The following is a 15,080-nucleotide window of genomic DNA, read 5'->3' on the forward strand; positions in this document are numbered from 1 at the left end:
GGCGCGCTCCCGTCCAACCCAGGCGCTACCAGTATAGGTCTATCCAGAGGACATTCTGATGTGGCTGCAAGCGGACATTCTGATTTGGCCTCTACACCGCTAGCAGGCATAATAGTTCTTATGTTAAATCATAAGCGTGTGAGCGATTGGGAGACGCCCATGGACTCCGACGACCCCAGCGCGGGAGGCATTGGAGCGCGGCGTGCCTGCAGGCCTAGTCCCCCGATTACGCCGGGCGTCAGCTCCAGTTCCTGAGTCAACGCCTAGTACTTGGCCAAGGCATGGGTTCGCTCGACCACCCAGCGGACTTTGCCAAGCGCGCTGCCGTGGGGGGCTGGCCACGCGATCGTCGCCTTCCTCTCCGATCTCTCAGCGGGCACCGCTGCGAACCGCTCGCGTTGTCGCCCCAGTAGAACCACTCTAGGATCGCAACAAGCCCCCTTGCGATATGCTCTATATGTTCATTAGCGCGTTGCGAAGTCAGCCGGCTACCAATTCAGTTGCACATTCCGCTCACCCATACGCAATGTGGTGTGTTTATCTACACCGTTATAGGTTGCCACGACCTGATAAGTCGCCCTAGGCGCTTTGATGAGGCAGCGTGGCCCAGTCGAATGAAAGGATGCAACTTCGACGCCGTTGCGCGAAAGTGTGATGGCAACGTCAGATAGATACTCGCCGCGCGCGCCTTCGGTGAATAGCAGACCCATATCAAAATCCTTCGACTCCGACTTGAGCGCCTGCTGCTCGTCCTCGCCAACGCCGCCGCAAACGTAGCTGACTGGGCCTATGGTGTGACGAGCAAGATCGGCTGCATGTGCACTGGGGCCCGCGAATACTGTAATGACGCCGACCACAATGGCACAGAGGCTGCCCTGCCAGGGCTTCGGACTGCACATATGGCGCCATATATGACGAATTGCTTGCATGGATAATCTCCAACTAGGTCCATATAAATTGGACGGATCATCATTGAAATTGTTCTACATTAGTTTTAAATAGAAAAATGTGATTCAAATACTGTGTTTAGAATTAATCATATGCTTTAGTATCTTTTCGATCGGTCGATTTTCTGATAAGCGTTTCGTTGCGCACTTTGATTTCTCCACCTCGTCGCCGACGGCTCCCCCATCAAATTGCCGCAGTGGTTCCAAGTCACGTTGAATAGCGAAGACCGTTCCCTCGACGTAACCGTCTGACTGCCAGCGTTCTTGACGAGGGTGATACTTTCAGGCGACGTTCGGGCGAAGCTCCTCAGCCACGGCCCATGGCAGCAGTTCGCTGACGCGATTGACGGTGTGGTCGGCGATGCGAGCAATGACGTGTCGCAGGTAGGCCTCGGGATCGAGACCGTTCAGCTTGACTGTGGCCACCAGCGAACAAGTCGCCGCGCCGCGTTCGCCGCCACTGTCGGAGCCGAAGTGCAAGAAGTTCTTTCGACCGAGAGCAACGGCCCGCAACGCGCGCTCCGCGGCGTTGTTGTCGGTCTCGACGCGACCATCACTGGCATACAGTGTTAGTGCCGTCCACTGATTCAATGCGTAACTAATGGCCTTCGCGGTATCGCTTTTGTGCGACACCTTGCTGAGCGTCGAGCGTAGCCTCAAGCCATTGCAGGTAAGACTTCGCCAGTTCGGATCGGCGGATCTCTATATCGTCGAAGGTAGTCATTTAGGCATTGTCGTTTTGACGACAATGAACGACAGCGAAAGTGGCGTGCGCCTGGCTTGCCTCAAGAAACCAAGCCAAGAAACGCCGGAGCGTGCTTAACCGAGCGAGGGGCGACATCAAAATCCTTTCGGCTCGTACATCGACCGGATGAGCGGATCGAACCGCGGGCGAATGGCACCGCGCAGCTTGCCCCACAGGCTTATCCCGTTGCGCGGCGGTCAAATTCCGCTGCGCCCTCTCCCGCCGGCCCTGGCTTGAGTTTGGTGTGCGTCGCGGTGGCCTCCGCTTCTGCGCCCGGCCTGCAGCCGCGCCCGCTCCTCGGCGCGGCCACGGCGGTGTCCCGCGCCCCCGCTTGCACCGCCGCCAGTTCCTTGCTCAGAGCCGCCACCGTCTGCTCGACCTTCTGGCGCAGCGCGCGCTCCTGGTCAATCTCGCGCGGCGCTCGGTGGCGCGGGCCAACTCCTGCGCCACTGCGACCTGCTCGTGCGCGTGTCCCAGCTCCGTCGAGAACTGGGCATCCCCGTGCTTGTCACGAGCTGAATGCGCCCTATTGCATCCTGAATTTAATAAAATACTAGTTATATCAGATTTAATTTATTCTAAATTCTTTGCTCGGAAGTTAGCGGCCAATTCCTAGGCGGTCCACATGACAACCAGACGACACCGTTGCAAATACCGCACGCAAGCACAAATATAAATTCGAAAACCTTTCGAAACGCCGATAATGTTGCAAGGCACAAGACCAAGCACACGCGCAGCCCCTTGAAACGTCGCCGCCCGGTATTGGCCCGCACAAAAGCAGTGCATTGGCCAAAACTACCTGTCGGAATTCGATGATGTCGGCGCTGCATATAGCGGTGATGTTGTGATGTCAGTAGCCGCAGTCGGCTGCCCTATCGCTGATCCACAACACGGCCCCTTTGAAGCACGACCGCGTATGCGATTCCCCGCCTCCTTCGATTCGAAGGTTCCCAATGGGCAATGGATTTTTTGCTGGTGCTGTCCTTTAGTCCAATTTTTTCGATCGTTGTGCCACAGGAGCTATCGTGATGAAATCGCTTCGTACCCTTACCATTGCTGCCTTTGCGGTCGCTGCTCTTTCTCATACTGCGCTGGCCGCCGATGCGCTGCCCTCCTTTGCTGGCGACCTATCGCTGACCTCAGTGTCCGGCCTGTCGTCGGGAGCCTTCATGGCAGTCCAGTACCAGGTCGCATACTCCGGCTCGGTAGTCGGTGCCGGTGTGGTAGCGGGGGGGCCGTATTATTGCGCGGCTGGGAACATCCTCAACACGACGATTTGCATGGGGCAGGTGCCGTTCGTGCCGCCGAATCCAGCACTGATGGTAGCCGCCGCGACGGGTTTTGCGTCGCTCGGCCAGATCGACCCGCTATCGAATTTGCAGAAGGCCCGGGTCTATGTATTTAGCGGAACCAAGGATACTGTCGTCTACCAGCAGGCAGTCGACGCAACAGTGTCGTTCTTCAAGGAGGCCGGCGTTCCTCCGTCTAACCTGCAGTACGTGAACAACGTGGCAGCCGGCCACGCATTCATCACACCAGCGTTCGGCAACGTGTGCTCCGATAACGCCTCTCCATATATCAGCCATTGCGCGGTCGGCAAGCAAAAGTACGATCAGGCCGGCGCGTTGCTGCAGCAGATCTACGGCACGCTGAACAAGCCGGCGAAGAGCCTGTCAGGGAGAATCGTACCGTTCAACCAGCGCGAATTCGCGACGACCGCGACAGGCATGGCGGATACGGGCTTCGTCTATGTGCCAAATTCATGCGCTCAGGGAGCAGTGTGCAAAGTCCACGTGGCATTCCATGGGTGTAAGCAGTCCGAAGCCGTTGTCGGCAATGATTTTTACGCGAAGACGAACTACAACTACTGGGCGGACACTAACAACATCCTTGTGCTGTACCCGCAGGTGAATGCGTCTACGGTTCCCTTTAATCCGCAAGGCTGCTGGGACTGGTTCGGTTATACCGGCCCCGATTACGCGCTGAAATCGGGGTCGCAATTGAGCGCAGTCAACGCCATGGTCGGCCGGCTGCTCTCGAAGCCGTAGTGCACGGCGGCCGCCCACATAAATTATTGAACGCTCGTTCAATGTATGGTGCCTATGGATACCCTAGGAGAGGGGCGGTCACATCATCGGGTAAGCTTCGAACGGCGTCCGCGCACAGGTGGCGCAGCTTGCCCAGAGCGTCAATTACCGGGTGTTCGCCGGTGGCTTGCCAGGGCAGCTTGGCGACGGCCACCAGTAACGCGCGCACGGGCCTGATGGCGTCGATCAGCCGCTGCCTGATCGCAGACGACCGGCTCGGTGTGCGCTGAGTGCGCTTGGCGGCCACCGACTGGGCCAGATGCGAGCGCAGCTCGGCATCTGGAATACTCCCATCGCTACTCAAGCTGGCCAGCTCGGCGAGCAGTTGCCGGTACTGTGCGGCCCAGTCGATGGGAGCCGTCACACCCTCGGCGCTCTGCCGCGTTCCTCCTCAGCGACTGAAGCGGAAATTGGCTCACCGGCCGCCAAGCCGGTCATGGTCTTCATCACTCAACCGGCCGGCCGTGGCGAGCACGGGTGGACAGTCATCCACGCCGCTGAACGAATGCAACTCCTCCCTAAGCAGCCTTTTCGGGCGGCCGCACGCCATTGGTGACGTATTGCCGGATCGCCTCAAGGATGCCCAGATCCAACTTCTTCGCGTCAACCACCCCGAAATGGCTGAGCCACTGTTCCACCAGCCTGGAGCGCTCAGGGTCAGATCGGTCGCTTCCAACAAGTTCTGGATCAGCCGGGCTCAGGCCGGCAGCAACTTCCACTGCGGCCAGTTGGAGCACGGTCGGCGCACCATCCATAAGCTCGCCCATCTGGCGTCCGATCCGGCGATAGTGATCAGATTTGACGTGTGCCTGAGCAGCCGCCTCGTCGGCATAGCGCTCGACAAACACGTATTCACGTGCTTCCTCCGAACGCCACAGGTCGTACGACAGGCACCCGGCTTCCGCGCACGACTCGACGACCAGGCCGGCCGCCAGCGCTTCAAACTCGGCCTCCCGGCCCTCCTTCACCTTGATCTTCGCTACGATTCCACGCATTTCCTTGTCCCCCTGATTGTTCCCAAATGTTTAGCCACGCGACAACATTCCCTGAAGTCGCGTCGCGACGATCTCCTCCGCCTGGTGCATGATCCTGTCGATCAGGTCTCCGACCCGGGGAATATCGTGGATGAGCCCGGCGACCATGCCGCAGGACCAGGCGCCCGCGTCGAGGTTGCCGTCCCGCATCACGCGCGGATAAACACCGCCGACCTCTTCGACGATGTCTGAGAAGGTGATGTCCGCCCCCAGGCGCCTTTCCTTCTCCAGTAGGCGCTCGACCCCCGCATTGTTCAGCACACGCTCGGTATTGCGCAGCGGGCGCATGACAAGCCGCGTATCGAGTTCCGTTGCCGCAATGATGGCTTGCTTGACCTTTCGATGTACCGGCGCCTCTTCCGTCGCGACGAAGCGGGTTCCCATGTTGATGCCGGCCGCGCCCATCGCCAGCGCGGCGACCAGCGAGCGGCCGTCTGCCATCCCGCCCGAAGCGACAAAGGGCACCCTGAGTTCGTCCGCGGCACGGGGTAGCAGAATGAAGTTTGGGACGTCGTCCTCGCCCGGATGTCCGCCGCATTCGAAGCCGTCGACGCTGACCGCATCGCAGCCGATGCTCTCGGCCTTCAGTGCATGCCGCACCGACGTGCATTTGTGGATGACCCGGATGCCCGCCTCGTGCAGCGTCGGCAGCCATTGCTGGGGATTGTTGCCGGCCGTCTCGACAATTTGGACCCCGCCTTCGATGATCGCCCGCACATAGCCCGCGTAGTCCGGCGGATTGCGCGACGGCAGAAAGGTGAGATTGACACCGAACGGCTTGTCGGTCATTTCCCGGCATCGCCCGATCTCACGGGCCAAGGCGTCCGAACTTGGCTGCGTCAGTGCCGTAATGATGCCCAGGCCGCCCGCATTCGACACCGCGGCGGCCAGTTCCGCAAACCCGACGTAGTGCATGCCACCCTGAATGATGGGATGCTCGATGCCGAACAACTCAGTGATCTGCGTCTTCATCGACGAAGTTCCTTGTAGAAAGATATTGATTGGTTAGAACTGGTCGGCCGGCAGCGCCATCAGGCAGGCTGCGCCCGTCTCCACACGCTGCCGCAAGGTCGGGACCAGCGGCAGTTCACGCGCGAACCAGAAGCGGGCGAGTTCCAGCTTGCGGCGTAGGAAAGTCCCGTTCTCCGCGTCGGGCAACAGGCCAAGCGCGACGTCCGACATCCGCAGCCACATCCAGGCGCAAGCGACGATACCCATCATGGCCAGGAAATCGCTGGAAGCGGCGCCGGCGTCGTAAGGGTTGCGCGACGGGTCAGCAAGCCACTTCGCGCAGGCACGGATATCCTGCGCGGCTTGCCGTAGCGTATCAGCGTGCGCGCGCAACGGCTCGCGCTGTGCCGCCTCCCATGCGGTGGCATCGACCATGTCGAGAAACCCGGCCAGCGCCCGGCCGCCGCCCGCGGGCAGCTTGCGCAGCACGAGATCCAGCGCTTGCACGCCGTTGGCCCCCTCATAGAGCTGGAAGATGCGACAGTCGCGCACGAGCTGCTCGACGCCGTTGTCACGGATATAGCCGTGCCCGCCCATCAGTTGCATGGCGTCGTTGGCCGACTCGAAGGAGCGGTCGCTGAAGAATGCCTTGACGACCGGCGTCAGCAGGCTGCCGATCGCGTTCCGGTCGGCACGCAGTACTTCGTCCGGTTCGCCGAGCAGCGCCATCACGTGAAGCGCGAGGGCACGGGCGGCTTCGAGGAAGGACGCCTGCTTCAGCAGCAGCCGGCGCACGTCTGGATGAACCACGATTGGGTCCGCCGTGCCGCCTGTGCGATCCTCCGCCTTGGCGGCCCGGCCGGCCAGCCGCTCGCGGGCGTAGTTGGCCGCATGCCCGTAGGCGCGGCTTGCCGACGACAGCGCCTGCAATCCGGTGACGAGGCGCGCCGAATTCATCATGTCGAACATACCGCTCATGCCAGCCGACGACTTGCGTTGCGTGCCGCCCGGCTGGCTCGACCCCCGCAGCGGATAGGCCAGCGCATGCTCGAATGACAACGTGCAGGTCGCGCTACCCTTCAGGCCCATTTTGTGCTCGATCCCGGCCACGACGACGCCGTTCGATCCGCCCAGCATGCCGCTATCGGGGTCCACCACACGTTTGGGTACCAGGAAAAGCCGGACCGTCGACAGGTCATCGCTGATACGTCCATCCTCGCCCGGGACCTTCGCCAGCACGAGGTGGATGACGTTCTCGGTCAGATCCTGGTCGCCACCGGAAATGAAGATCTTGGTGCCGCTGAGGCGCCAGCTACCGTCAGGCTGCGACACCGCACGCGTCTTCATCAGCCGCAGGTCAGTCCCGCAATGCGGTTCGGTCAGGCACATCGTGCCGGCCCAGCGGCCCGCCACCATCGCCGGGACGACGTGCTCCAGCATCCACGGCTCGCCGGTACGGCGGACCGTCGCATGCGCACCGTCGGTCAGCGCCGCATAGAGGCCGAGCGAATTGCAGGCCGACGCGGAGAACTCGCGCACGGCCTGGTCGATCCCCTCCGGCAGGCCAGCTCCGCCAGATTCCTCTGGAACCGAGACCCGGTTCCAGCCTGCCTCGCACAGCGCGGCGTATCCAGCCAGGTAGCCGGACGGCGTTCTGACCGCGCCATTGTCGAAGTGGCAGCCTTCTTCGTCCCCGGGGCCGTCCAGGGGTGCCCAGACCTTCTCGAAAAAGCGCGCGGCCTGTTCGAGCACCTGTCGCGTGTCGTCCCGCGCCATGCCACCCAGCGCGTGTGGCATGGTGGGCGCGATCACGTCGTGCAACAGAAAGACGTAGTCGTCGACGGGCGCCTTGTAGTTTGTAGACATGGTAAGTCCTTTTTTGATGAATGCGATCGATGGCCGGATGTTGGGCCGGTCAGGCGTCACCCCAGCGATAGCCGAAGTCGAGGGCGAACAGCCGCTTGCGGGCAGTTCTGCGGTCGATGCGCCGGCTCATGTGTCAGGCCCCTTCGATAAGTCGAACCGCATAGGGAATAGTGAAGGAGCGCAGCGCGCCATCCAGGGCCGCATCGTCGGCTTCAAGCGTCGGCACTCGGATCTCCACGAAGAAGCCGCGGCTGTCCCGGTCTGTGGCCTGCACCTCTGCGCTTCGGCCAATGCCGTCGAGGGCGGCACGGAACATCCGCTCAATGGCGTCGACGCGCAGCAGGTTCTTCTGAATCTTGCCGACTGACGTCTTCGGCATTTCTGGCAGCACGAAACAGTGTTTCGGAATTGCCGCCCGTTCTAGCGTGTGCTCGGCGGCGTACCGTAGAACGCTATCTGCCGAGGCGCTCGCTCCCGGCTTAAGCACCACATAGGCGACCGGCACCTCACCGGCGTGCGTATCGGGCGCACCGACCACGGCGGCGTCCTGGATCGCCGGATGGCCGAACAACACCTCCTCCACCATCTTCGGATCGATGTTGTGTCCGCCGCGGATGATCAGATCCTTGGAGCGGCCAGTGATCCACAGCCAGCCGTCCGCGTCGAAGTAACCGAGGTCGCCGGTGTCCAACCAGTCGCCATCGAACCAGCGGGCAGCCTGCTCCTGGCCCAGATAGCCAGGGAACACCGAAGGCCCGCGCACGACAACGAAGCCCGGCTCTCCACGCGGACAGTCCCGCGCCACGTTTCCGGTGCCGTCCGGCACCACCACGCGGACCTGCTGGTACGGCAAGCGTATACCCGAGCTCCCAACCTTGACCTGTCCGACCCGGGGCGTGATGCAGTTGACCGCAGTGGTTTCGGTCATGCCCCAGCTTTCACGAATGCGGTGGCCGGTCATGCGATGAAAGGCGTCGGCGACGGTAGTCGACAGGGGCGCGGTCGACGAGGCGACGTAGGCCAAGGTCGAGATGTCCGCGCCATCCAGCGGAATCGACAGCAACTGATTCACCAACGTCGGCACGACGGTCAGCATGTTGGCTCGAAAAGCCTCGACGATGCGCCAGAGGTTCGGAAGCACGGACGGATGGCGGAATCCGGCTGACGTCATCAACACGACTGTCGCACCCCTCGCCAGCGGGCTGAAACAGGCGGTCACCGCGCCGGCGACGTGGAAAATCGGGACACCGACCGCTTGCACCTCGGTCGAGTCGAATCCCAACGTGCGCTGCGACGCCCACACCCAGAACACCTGGTTGCGGTGCAGGTTGCATGCCAGTTTAGGCGCGCCGGTCGTGCCGCCGGTGTGGAAGAGCGAGGCGGTGTCGTCAGACGAGAAGATCCGCCCAGAGACCAGGCGGTCGGAGGGATAGCGCTCGACGGCTTCGGCGAAATCAATGACGGGCACGCCCGCGACCTTCGCCGGACCAGCTCCGCAGATGCGAACTACCGCGGCCAGCGATGGGAGGTCGCGCGCTATGGCCTCGGCCTTGGCCCAGATCTCGGCGTACTCGTCGCCACCAAACGCAACCAGTACCTTGGTCCCCGCCGAGCGGAACATCTGGACGAGGATGTCCGGCTCCAGCATCCAATTGACCGGATTGACGATTCCGGCGGCCTGAGCGCCCCACAGGACGAACTGCGATTCGGGAATCGCTGGCATCAGCACCGAGACGACATCGTCCTTGCCAACGCTGAGGTCGTTCAGCAGATTTGCCGTCTGGTTGACCTTGGCCCGCAACTCGGCATAGGTCACCTGCCGTTCAGTCTCCAAGGGACGGGCGCCGTCGGTGAAGAAGCGGATGGCAACCTTCGAGGGGTCGATGGCGCAGCCGTCCATCAGCATTTCGTAGGTGGAGGCCGGCAGTTTGCGGTCCGCAAGCGGGACGCGCTCGAAGTGGGCAACGTCGGCTTCGCTCAACAGGAGGTCGGGGGTCCAGTAGTCTGGCATCGGGGCGTTCATCTTGTTGTCTCCAGTTTCTATATTTTTTTGGGCGGGCTGCACCCCAAGGGCGCAGTCCCCCCTCCGCGCGATGACGTTCGTCGCACGGCGCCGGTTGGTGTCTGTAATCGACGGGGAATGCGCCTGGTAGTACAGCTTGGCCATCGACTCCGCGACACATACCGGCCTAGCCGATACTTCCATCTCGAAGGTGACTGTCCACGCCACCTTCACGCCGCCCTGCCCTTCGTCAGCCACGTTCTCCAGGACGGCGCGGACGCGTACCTTCGCGCCGACAGGCACGGGGCCGGTAAAGCGGACGCGGTTCAGGCCGTAGTTGACGCGCGCACGTACGCCCTCGAAGCCAGTTATCTGCGCCATCAGCATCAGCATCGGCAGCAGCGACAGCGTTAGTGGCTCCCGTATCAGCGGTCATGGAGGTCAGCCGCACCTCAGCGCCCCTGGAATCGCGCCTCGCGGCGCTCGACGAAGGACTGGATTCCTTCCTTGAAGTCTTCCGTGGCGAAGACCTGCTCGCTCACCCGCGGGATGACGTCGATGGCCGCCTTCTCGCCGTGCTCGATGTAAGTCAGCGCCGCCGCTTTGGTCGCGCGCAGGCCGATGGGGGCGACCTTGCAGATCAGCCGGGCGATCTCCATCGCGCGCTCGCGGTGCCTGCCATAGGGATGGACCTCCTGGACGAAGCCGCAGCGATACGCCTCCTCTGCCGAGAACTCGTCGCACAGGAACAGGTGGTACATCGCGTTGCCCCAACCGGTGCGCGTCAGGTAGCGGAAGTGAGCGCCGCCGAGCGGGGCGATGCCGCGCTTCGATTCGAGTTGGCAGAAGCGCGCGGTATCGGCGGCAATCACGATGTCGGAGGCGAGCATCTGCTCGATGCCGATGGTATAGGTGATGCCGTGGACGACCGAGATCAGCGGCTTTCGGCAGCGCTTTTTGAGGCCGAACGGGTCGACTTGGTCGTCTGGAATCGGCTTGGCCGTGACAGTCGGGCCGAAGAACTTCGGCATATCGAGGCCGGCCGTTGTGTGCTCGCCTGCCGGGTCCAGCACCGCCACCCACAGGTTGTCGTCGTTGTCGAACTCGGTCAGCCGCTGCGAGAGCTGCTGCATCAGATCCGGCGTGATGGCGTTCTTCTTGGCGGCGTTGTCCAGCGAAATAATGGCGATATGGTCCTCGATCGTCATACGGACTTCGGGCGTGCCTGCTGCGTTGCTCATGGTGTTTTCCTTTGAATCTGGATGGTTTGAATTCGGGTTCGAACGTCTTCAGACCGCGGTCAGGCCGCCGTCGACGGCGAGGATCTGGCCGGTGATGTGCTTGCCCGCGTCGCTCGCGAACAGCAGGGCCGCGCCCTTGAGGTCGTCGTCGTCACCAATGCGCTGCAGAGGCGCCCACTCCGACAGCTTCTCGACGCCCACTTTCTCGATCGTCCCCCTGGTCATCTTTGACGGGAAAAAGCCCGGCGCAATGGCATTGACGGTGACGCCATGCGGGCCCCATTCGCCGGCCAGCGCGCGCGTAAAGTTGACGATGGCGCCTTTGCTGGTGTTGTAAGCAATGGTCGGCTGCCCCTTAGGGCCGTTGCCCTTGAGGCCGGCAATCGAGGCGAGGTTGATCACGCGCCCGAATCGGTTGGGAAGCATCGACAGCCTGCCGATCTTCTGCGTCAGCAGGAAGATTGAGCGCACGTTCAGGTTCATGACCTTGTCCCAGGCGGCCAGCGGGTGGTCGACGGTGGTCGCGCCCCACGTGGCGCCGGCGTTGTTGACGAGGATGTCGACCTTGCCGAGGCGTTCCATCGCTTCGTTGGCGAGGCGTTCAACGTCGTCCTCCACGGCGTTGTCAGCAGCGATCCAGCTTGCGTCGACGCCCAGGCCGGCCAGATGCGCCTGCGCGGATTGAAGCGCGTCCGCCTTGCGCGCCGAGATCACCACGCGGGCGCCCTGCGTGCCGAGCGCCTCGACGATCTGCAGGCCCAGCCCGCTGGACCCCCCGGTAACGAGAGCCGTGCGGCCCTTCAGGTCGAAAAGATTTGCCACAGCAGTCATTGCGTCTCCTTGATTGTGGGTGGAACTCGTCACAGCACTTCGATCAGCCCGGCGGCGCCTTGTCCGCCACCGATGCACATGGTCACCACGACGTACTTCGCGCCGCGCGGCCTGCCCTCGACCAGCGCGTGGCCGGTCAGCCGCGCGCCGCTGACGCCGTAGGGATGGCTCACTGGAGGTCCTCTCCAGGTTTGACGCTCTGGTGGTTCTGATTGGCTGTCATCGGCCCCGGGCTCAGGCGGGGGCAGCGGTCCGGACGGGCGCCCGTTGCAGGAAGCGCCGGAAAATTTCCTGTGCCTCGGGCGACTGCCGCAGGGTGTCGAACACGACCGTCTCACGCTGGAGACTGTCCCTGACCAGCATCTCGGTCGCCTCGCGCACCAGTCCGCGCGTCGCCATCAGCGCCTGGCGCGGCTTGGTGGCGAGGCACTTGGCGATCGACAGCGCCTCCGCCGCGACTGTCTCCAGCGGCATCACGCGATTGACGAGTCCAGCCCGATGGGCTTCGGCGGCGGGAATGGTGGTGGCCAGCAGCAGCCATTCGGTCGCCTTGTTGCGGCCCACTACCTGCTGCAGCAGCAGCGTGGAGGCGAATTCTGGGCACAGCCCGAGGTCGACGAACGGGAAGCGGATGCGGGCGTCGTCAGAGGCGACGACGTAGTCGCAATGCAGCAGCACGGTCGCCCCGATGCCGACCGCATGCCCGCAGACGCAGGCCACCATCGGCTTGCGCAGTGCGATGACCGCGCGCAGGAACGACATGGCGGGCGACTCCTTGTGTTCGGTGGCCTGTCCATTGACGAACAAGCCGATGTCGTTGCCGCTGCTGAAGTTACCGCCCTCGCCACGGAGCAACACGACGCGGACGTCATCGCGACGGTCCGCCTCGGCGACCGCGTCGGCGAGCGCCGAATACATCTGCGCGGTGAGCGCGTTCTTCTTCGCCGGCCGGTTGATCGTCACGACCAGCACGCCGTCGTCCAGGTGCAGCAGCACGTCTGCCGTCATCGTTCTCTCCTTCGTTCCGTCTCGTGTGGAGTCGTGTCGTTGAAGAGAGTTTGGACGTCCGGCGCGAATCCGGCTGTCGGAACTTGCCCTACGCCTTGTCAGCGTTTTCTGAAGATGAGGGATGCGATCAGTCGATCAGCCGATGTTCGACGGCATAGCGCGCCAGCTCGGCGTTGCTGCAGACACCGATCTTCTTCAGGATGCGTGAGCGGTAGGTGCTCACAGTCTTCACGCTCAGGAACATCTGCTGGCCGATATCGGTCAGGCGGATACCGCGCACGATCAGAAGCATGATCTCGTACTCGCGCGACGACAGTTGCTGGTGTGGCGCCACGTCGCTGACCCGGTCAAAGCCGTCGAGCAGGCAGCTCGCGACGGCGGGCGTCAGGTAGCGCTTGCCCTTCTCCACTTTGCGGATCGAATCAACCAGTTCCATCGCGTCCATGTCCTTGGTGACATAGCCGGAGGCGCCCGCCTGGAACGCACGCAGTGCGTACTGCTCGGCAGGGTACATGCTCAGCACGACCACCGGCATCGTGGGGCGCTCGGCGCGCAGCGAGGGCAGCATATCCAGGCCACTGCGGCCCGGCATGTTGACATCGAGGAGCGCCACGTCAAAGGGCTGTTCGCGCAGGCGGCCAAGGGCTTCGTTCGCATCGCTGGCTTCGGCCACGACATCGAATCCGTCCTGCTCGGCAAGCAAGCGTTTTAGGCCCTGGCGGAAGATTGTGTGGTCGTCGATCAGCAGCAGGCGAATCATGGCTGTCCTCCGTCGATGTGAGCGCCGGGATTGGCGCATTTGTTGGTGTCTTCGTTGACGCCGGACGCGACCGGCACGCCGAGTCGCACGCGCGCGCCGGAGCGGGGTCCGGTGTCGAGGACGAGTATGCCGTCGAGCTCGCGTGTGCGTTCCTGCATGCCCAGCAGGCCGAGATGGCCATCGGCCGCCACACGATCGATGTCGAAGCCGAGGCCGTTGTCCGAGATTTCCAGCTCAAGGCGATCGGCCACCCAGTCAAGGCTCACGGTGACTTCGGTAGCTTTGGAATGCCTTGCGACGTTGGTGAGCGCTTCCTGGAAGATCCGGTAAATGCCGATCTCACGGTTGTGGTCCAACCCTCGCGCGGCGCCCGTGGCGCGAAAGCGGGTGGCGATACCGTAGCGCCGTTCGAACCGGCCGAGGTCGAGGCACAGCGTGTCATGCAGGCCCAGATGGTCGAGGGCGCCCGGGCGGAGTCCTTCGGAAATTACGCGCATGGCTTCGATGGTCTCCTGCGTGAGCTGGAGGGTCTGGGCTGCGGTCAGCGCCAGCGAGGCAAGCGCCGGCGCCGCCGATCCACCTTGCCGCGCCCGTGGCGCGCGACAGCGGTCCAACGCCTCGATGCCCCGCGACAGCCGCGACAGGTCAAATTTGATCGCCGTCAGCATGCCGCCGATCACGTCGTGCAGCTCGCGCGCTACGCGGTGGCGCTCGTTCTCGCGGACGTTGTTGGCGCTTGCGACCAGCTCCTGCAAGCGCTCGCTGGCCTCGACCAGCTCGGCGCGTTGCCGCTCGCGCTCGGTGATGTCGATGCCGAGGCCGACGATTGCGGGGCGGCCGTGGAAGATCACGCGCGTGCCATGAATCTCGAAGCAGCCTGGGTTGCGGGACGAGGTCCGGCGAATGACGAACAGCTTGGAAGCGCCAACGCCGCTGATCTGGCGCTCGTACTGGGCCATCAGCGCACCGCGTTGCGAGGGGTTCGCCACGTCGCAAAGCCGGGCGCCGAGCAACTTCTCGCGCCTGAGACCGCACATGTGCGCGAAAGTCTCGTTGACATAGCGGAAGCGGCCGTCCTGCAGGATGTAGATGCCGGCGATGGACTGCTCGACGATGCCCTTGAAGGGGACCTCGTAGTCGTCCAGGTCAACGTTCAGCTCGTCCAGTTCGGCCATGGCAGCTACCCGCTATCTGAATGATGGTTGTCATGCTAGAGAATGACGAGCACAATGCAGAAAGTCAAGACAAGAACATGGGATTTGACAGATGGGACACTCACAGGCGGACAAAGCGCAAAGCAGGAAGCGCATCCTGGAACAGGCCGCGGAGCAGATTCGGGATGGCGGACTCGAATCCGTCAGCGTCGGCAAGCTGATGCGTAGCGCCAACCTGACGCACGGCGGCTTCTATGGGCACTTCGAGTCCCGCTCCGACCTGCTGCTGCACGCGCTCGAACGCGCGCTGGATGCCGGGAATGCCGCGTTCGATGCAAAAAACGGGAAGGCGTCGGTCGAGTACAGCGCAACGGTACGCAGCTACCTGAGCCGCAAGCACCGCGACGCGCGCACGACCGGCTGCGCAATCGCTGCGCTGGCGGGCGACGTGGCG

The 15,080-nt window shown here is 62.9% G+C and carries 14 protein-coding genes and 2 pseudogenes; 3 read left to right on the top strand and 13 right to left on the bottom strand.

The window, feature by feature from the left end:
* Positions 1-488 precede the first annotated feature (488 nt).
* Complete coding sequence (locus ACYP5B_RS28170; protein WP_459571897.1) at positions 489-929, bottom strand: hypothetical protein; 441 nt, start codon at positions 927-929, stop codon at positions 489-491.
* A 300-nt stretch (positions 930-1,229) separates the two neighbouring features.
* A pseudogene (locus ACYP5B_RS28175) lies at positions 1,230-1,568 on the bottom strand (IS66 family transposase); the annotation flags it as partial.
* On the opposite strand from ACYP5B_RS28175, the gene ACYP5B_RS28180 reads away from it, so the two are divergent.
* Positions 1,549-1,770 (top strand): hypothetical protein, encoded by a 222-nt coding sequence (locus tag ACYP5B_RS28180; protein ID WP_459571927.1) that lies wholly within the window; start codon positions 1,549-1,551, stop codon positions 1,768-1,770. The pseudogene ACYP5B_RS28175 and the gene ACYP5B_RS28180 sit on opposite strands and share 20 nt — an antisense overlap.
* 950 nt (positions 1,771-2,720) lie before the next feature.
* Positions 2,721-3,740 (top strand): extracellular catalytic domain type 2 short-chain-length polyhydroxyalkanoate depolymerase, encoded by a 1,020-nt coding sequence (locus tag ACYP5B_RS28185; RefSeq protein WP_400101817.1) that lies wholly within the window; start codon positions 2,721-2,723, stop codon positions 3,738-3,740.
* Between the two features lie 52 nt (positions 3,741-3,792).
* Here the strand turns inward: ACYP5B_RS28185 and ACYP5B_RS28190 are convergent, their stop codons facing one another.
* The 11 genes and pseudogenes from ACYP5B_RS28190 to ACYP5B_RS28240 form a co-directional block, all read right to left on the bottom strand.
* Positions 3,793-4,143, bottom strand: coding sequence for a hypothetical protein (locus ACYP5B_RS28190; RefSeq protein ID WP_459571899.1), 351 nt, complete (start codon positions 4,141-4,143; stop codon positions 3,793-3,795).
* 154 nt (positions 4,144-4,297) lie between these two features.
* Complete coding sequence (locus ACYP5B_RS28195) at positions 4,298-4,774, bottom strand: putative quinol monooxygenase (RefSeq protein WP_459571900.1); 477 nt, start codon at positions 4,772-4,774, stop codon at positions 4,298-4,300.
* A 30-nt stretch (positions 4,775-4,804) separates the two neighbouring features.
* Entirely contained in the window at positions 4,805-5,785 is a 981-nt protein-coding gene (locus tag ACYP5B_RS28200; protein ID WP_459571901.1) for an NAD(P)H-dependent flavin oxidoreductase, read from the bottom strand.
* Positions 5,786-5,818: 33 nt separating this feature from the next.
* Positions 5,819-7,576 carry an acyl-CoA dehydrogenase gene (locus ACYP5B_RS28205; RefSeq protein ID WP_459571925.1) on the bottom strand — a complete coding sequence of 586 codons (1,758 nt, stop codon included), beginning with the start codon at positions 7,574-7,576 and terminating at the stop codon, positions 5,819-5,821.
* Positions 7,577-7,763: 187 nt separating this feature from the next.
* Positions 7,764-10,025, bottom strand: coding sequence for an acyl-CoA synthetase (locus ACYP5B_RS28210; protein ID WP_459571902.1), 2,262 nt, complete (start codon positions 10,023-10,025; stop codon positions 7,764-7,766).
* A gap of 59 nt (positions 10,026-10,084) precedes the next feature.
* Positions 10,085-10,873, bottom strand: a complete 789-nt coding sequence (locus ACYP5B_RS28215) for a crotonase/enoyl-CoA hydratase family protein (protein ID WP_459571903.1) — start codon at positions 10,871-10,873, stop codon at positions 10,085-10,087.
* Positions 10,874-10,921: 48 nt separating this feature from the next.
* Positions 10,922-11,704: an SDR family oxidoreductase gene (locus tag ACYP5B_RS28220; protein WP_459571904.1), complete on the bottom strand. Its 783-nt coding sequence runs from the start codon at positions 11,702-11,704 to the stop codon at positions 10,922-10,924.
* Positions 11,705-11,733: 29 nt separating this feature from the next.
* Positions 11,734-11,877: pseudogene (locus ACYP5B_RS28225) on the bottom strand (acetyl-CoA C-acyltransferase); the annotation flags it as partial.
* Positions 11,878-11,938: 61 nt separating this feature from the next.
* A complete protein-coding gene (locus ACYP5B_RS28230; RefSeq protein WP_459571905.1) occupies positions 11,939-12,712 on the bottom strand; it encodes an enoyl-CoA hydratase in 774 nt (257 codons plus the stop codon).
* Positions 12,713-12,839: 127 nt separating this feature from the next.
* Entirely contained in the window at positions 12,840-13,472 is a 633-nt protein-coding gene (locus tag ACYP5B_RS28235) for a response regulator (RefSeq protein ID WP_400101832.1), read from the bottom strand.
* Positions 13,469-14,647: a PAS domain-containing sensor histidine kinase gene (locus ACYP5B_RS28240; protein ID WP_459571906.1), complete on the bottom strand. Its 1,179-nt coding sequence runs from the start codon at positions 14,645-14,647 to the stop codon at positions 13,469-13,471. Before ACYP5B_RS28240 ends, ACYP5B_RS28235 begins: the two co-directional genes overlap by 4 nt.
* 91 nt (positions 14,648-14,738) lie before the next feature.
* On the opposite strand from ACYP5B_RS28240, the gene ACYP5B_RS28245 reads away from it, so the two are divergent.
* A partial coding sequence (locus ACYP5B_RS28245) for a TetR/AcrR family transcriptional regulator (RefSeq protein ID WP_459571907.1) occupies positions 14,739-15,080 on the top strand: 342 nt, incomplete at its 3' end.

It is taken from the genome of Cupriavidus sp. 8B (assembly GCF_054589115.1).

Excerpts from the sequence above, each read along its gene's own strand:
- ACYP5B_RS28170 (WP_459571897.1), bottom strand. The coding sequence starts at position 929 with ATGCAAGCAATTCGTCATATATGGCGCCATATGTGCAGTCCGAAGCCC.
- ACYP5B_RS28180 (WP_459571927.1), top strand. The coding sequence starts at position 1,549 with ATGGCCTTCGCGGTATCGCTTTTGTGCGACACCTTGCTGAGCGTCGAG.
- ACYP5B_RS28185 (WP_400101817.1), top strand. The coding sequence starts at position 2,721 with ATGAAATCGCTTCGTACCCTTACCATTGCTGCCTTTGCGGTCGCTGCT.
- ACYP5B_RS28195 (WP_459571900.1), bottom strand. The coding sequence starts at position 4,774 with ATGCGTGGAATCGTAGCGAAGATCAAGGTGAAGGAGGGCCGGGAGGCC.
- ACYP5B_RS28200 (WP_459571901.1), bottom strand. The coding sequence starts at position 5,785 with ATGAAGACGCAGATCACTGAGTTGTTCGGCATCGAGCATCCCATCATT.
- ACYP5B_RS28210 (WP_459571902.1), bottom strand. The coding sequence starts at position 10,025 with ATGCTGATGCTGATGGCGCAGATAACTGGCTTCGAGGGCGTACGTGCG.
- ACYP5B_RS28215 (WP_459571903.1), bottom strand. The coding sequence starts at position 10,873 with ATGAGCAACGCAGCAGGCACGCCCGAAGTCCGTATGACGATCGAGGAC.
- ACYP5B_RS28220 (WP_459571904.1), bottom strand. The coding sequence starts at position 11,704 with ATGACTGCTGTGGCAAATCTTTTCGACCTGAAGGGCCGCACGGCTCTC.
- ACYP5B_RS28230 (WP_459571905.1), bottom strand. The coding sequence starts at position 12,712 with ATGACGGCAGACGTGCTGCTGCACCTGGACGACGGCGTGCTGGTCGTG.
- ACYP5B_RS28235 (WP_400101832.1), bottom strand. The coding sequence starts at position 13,472 with ATGATTCGCCTGCTGCTGATCGACGACCACACAATCTTCCGCCAGGGC.
- ACYP5B_RS28240 (WP_459571906.1), bottom strand. The coding sequence starts at position 14,647 with ATGGCCGAACTGGACGAGCTGAACGTTGACCTGGACGACTACGAGGTC.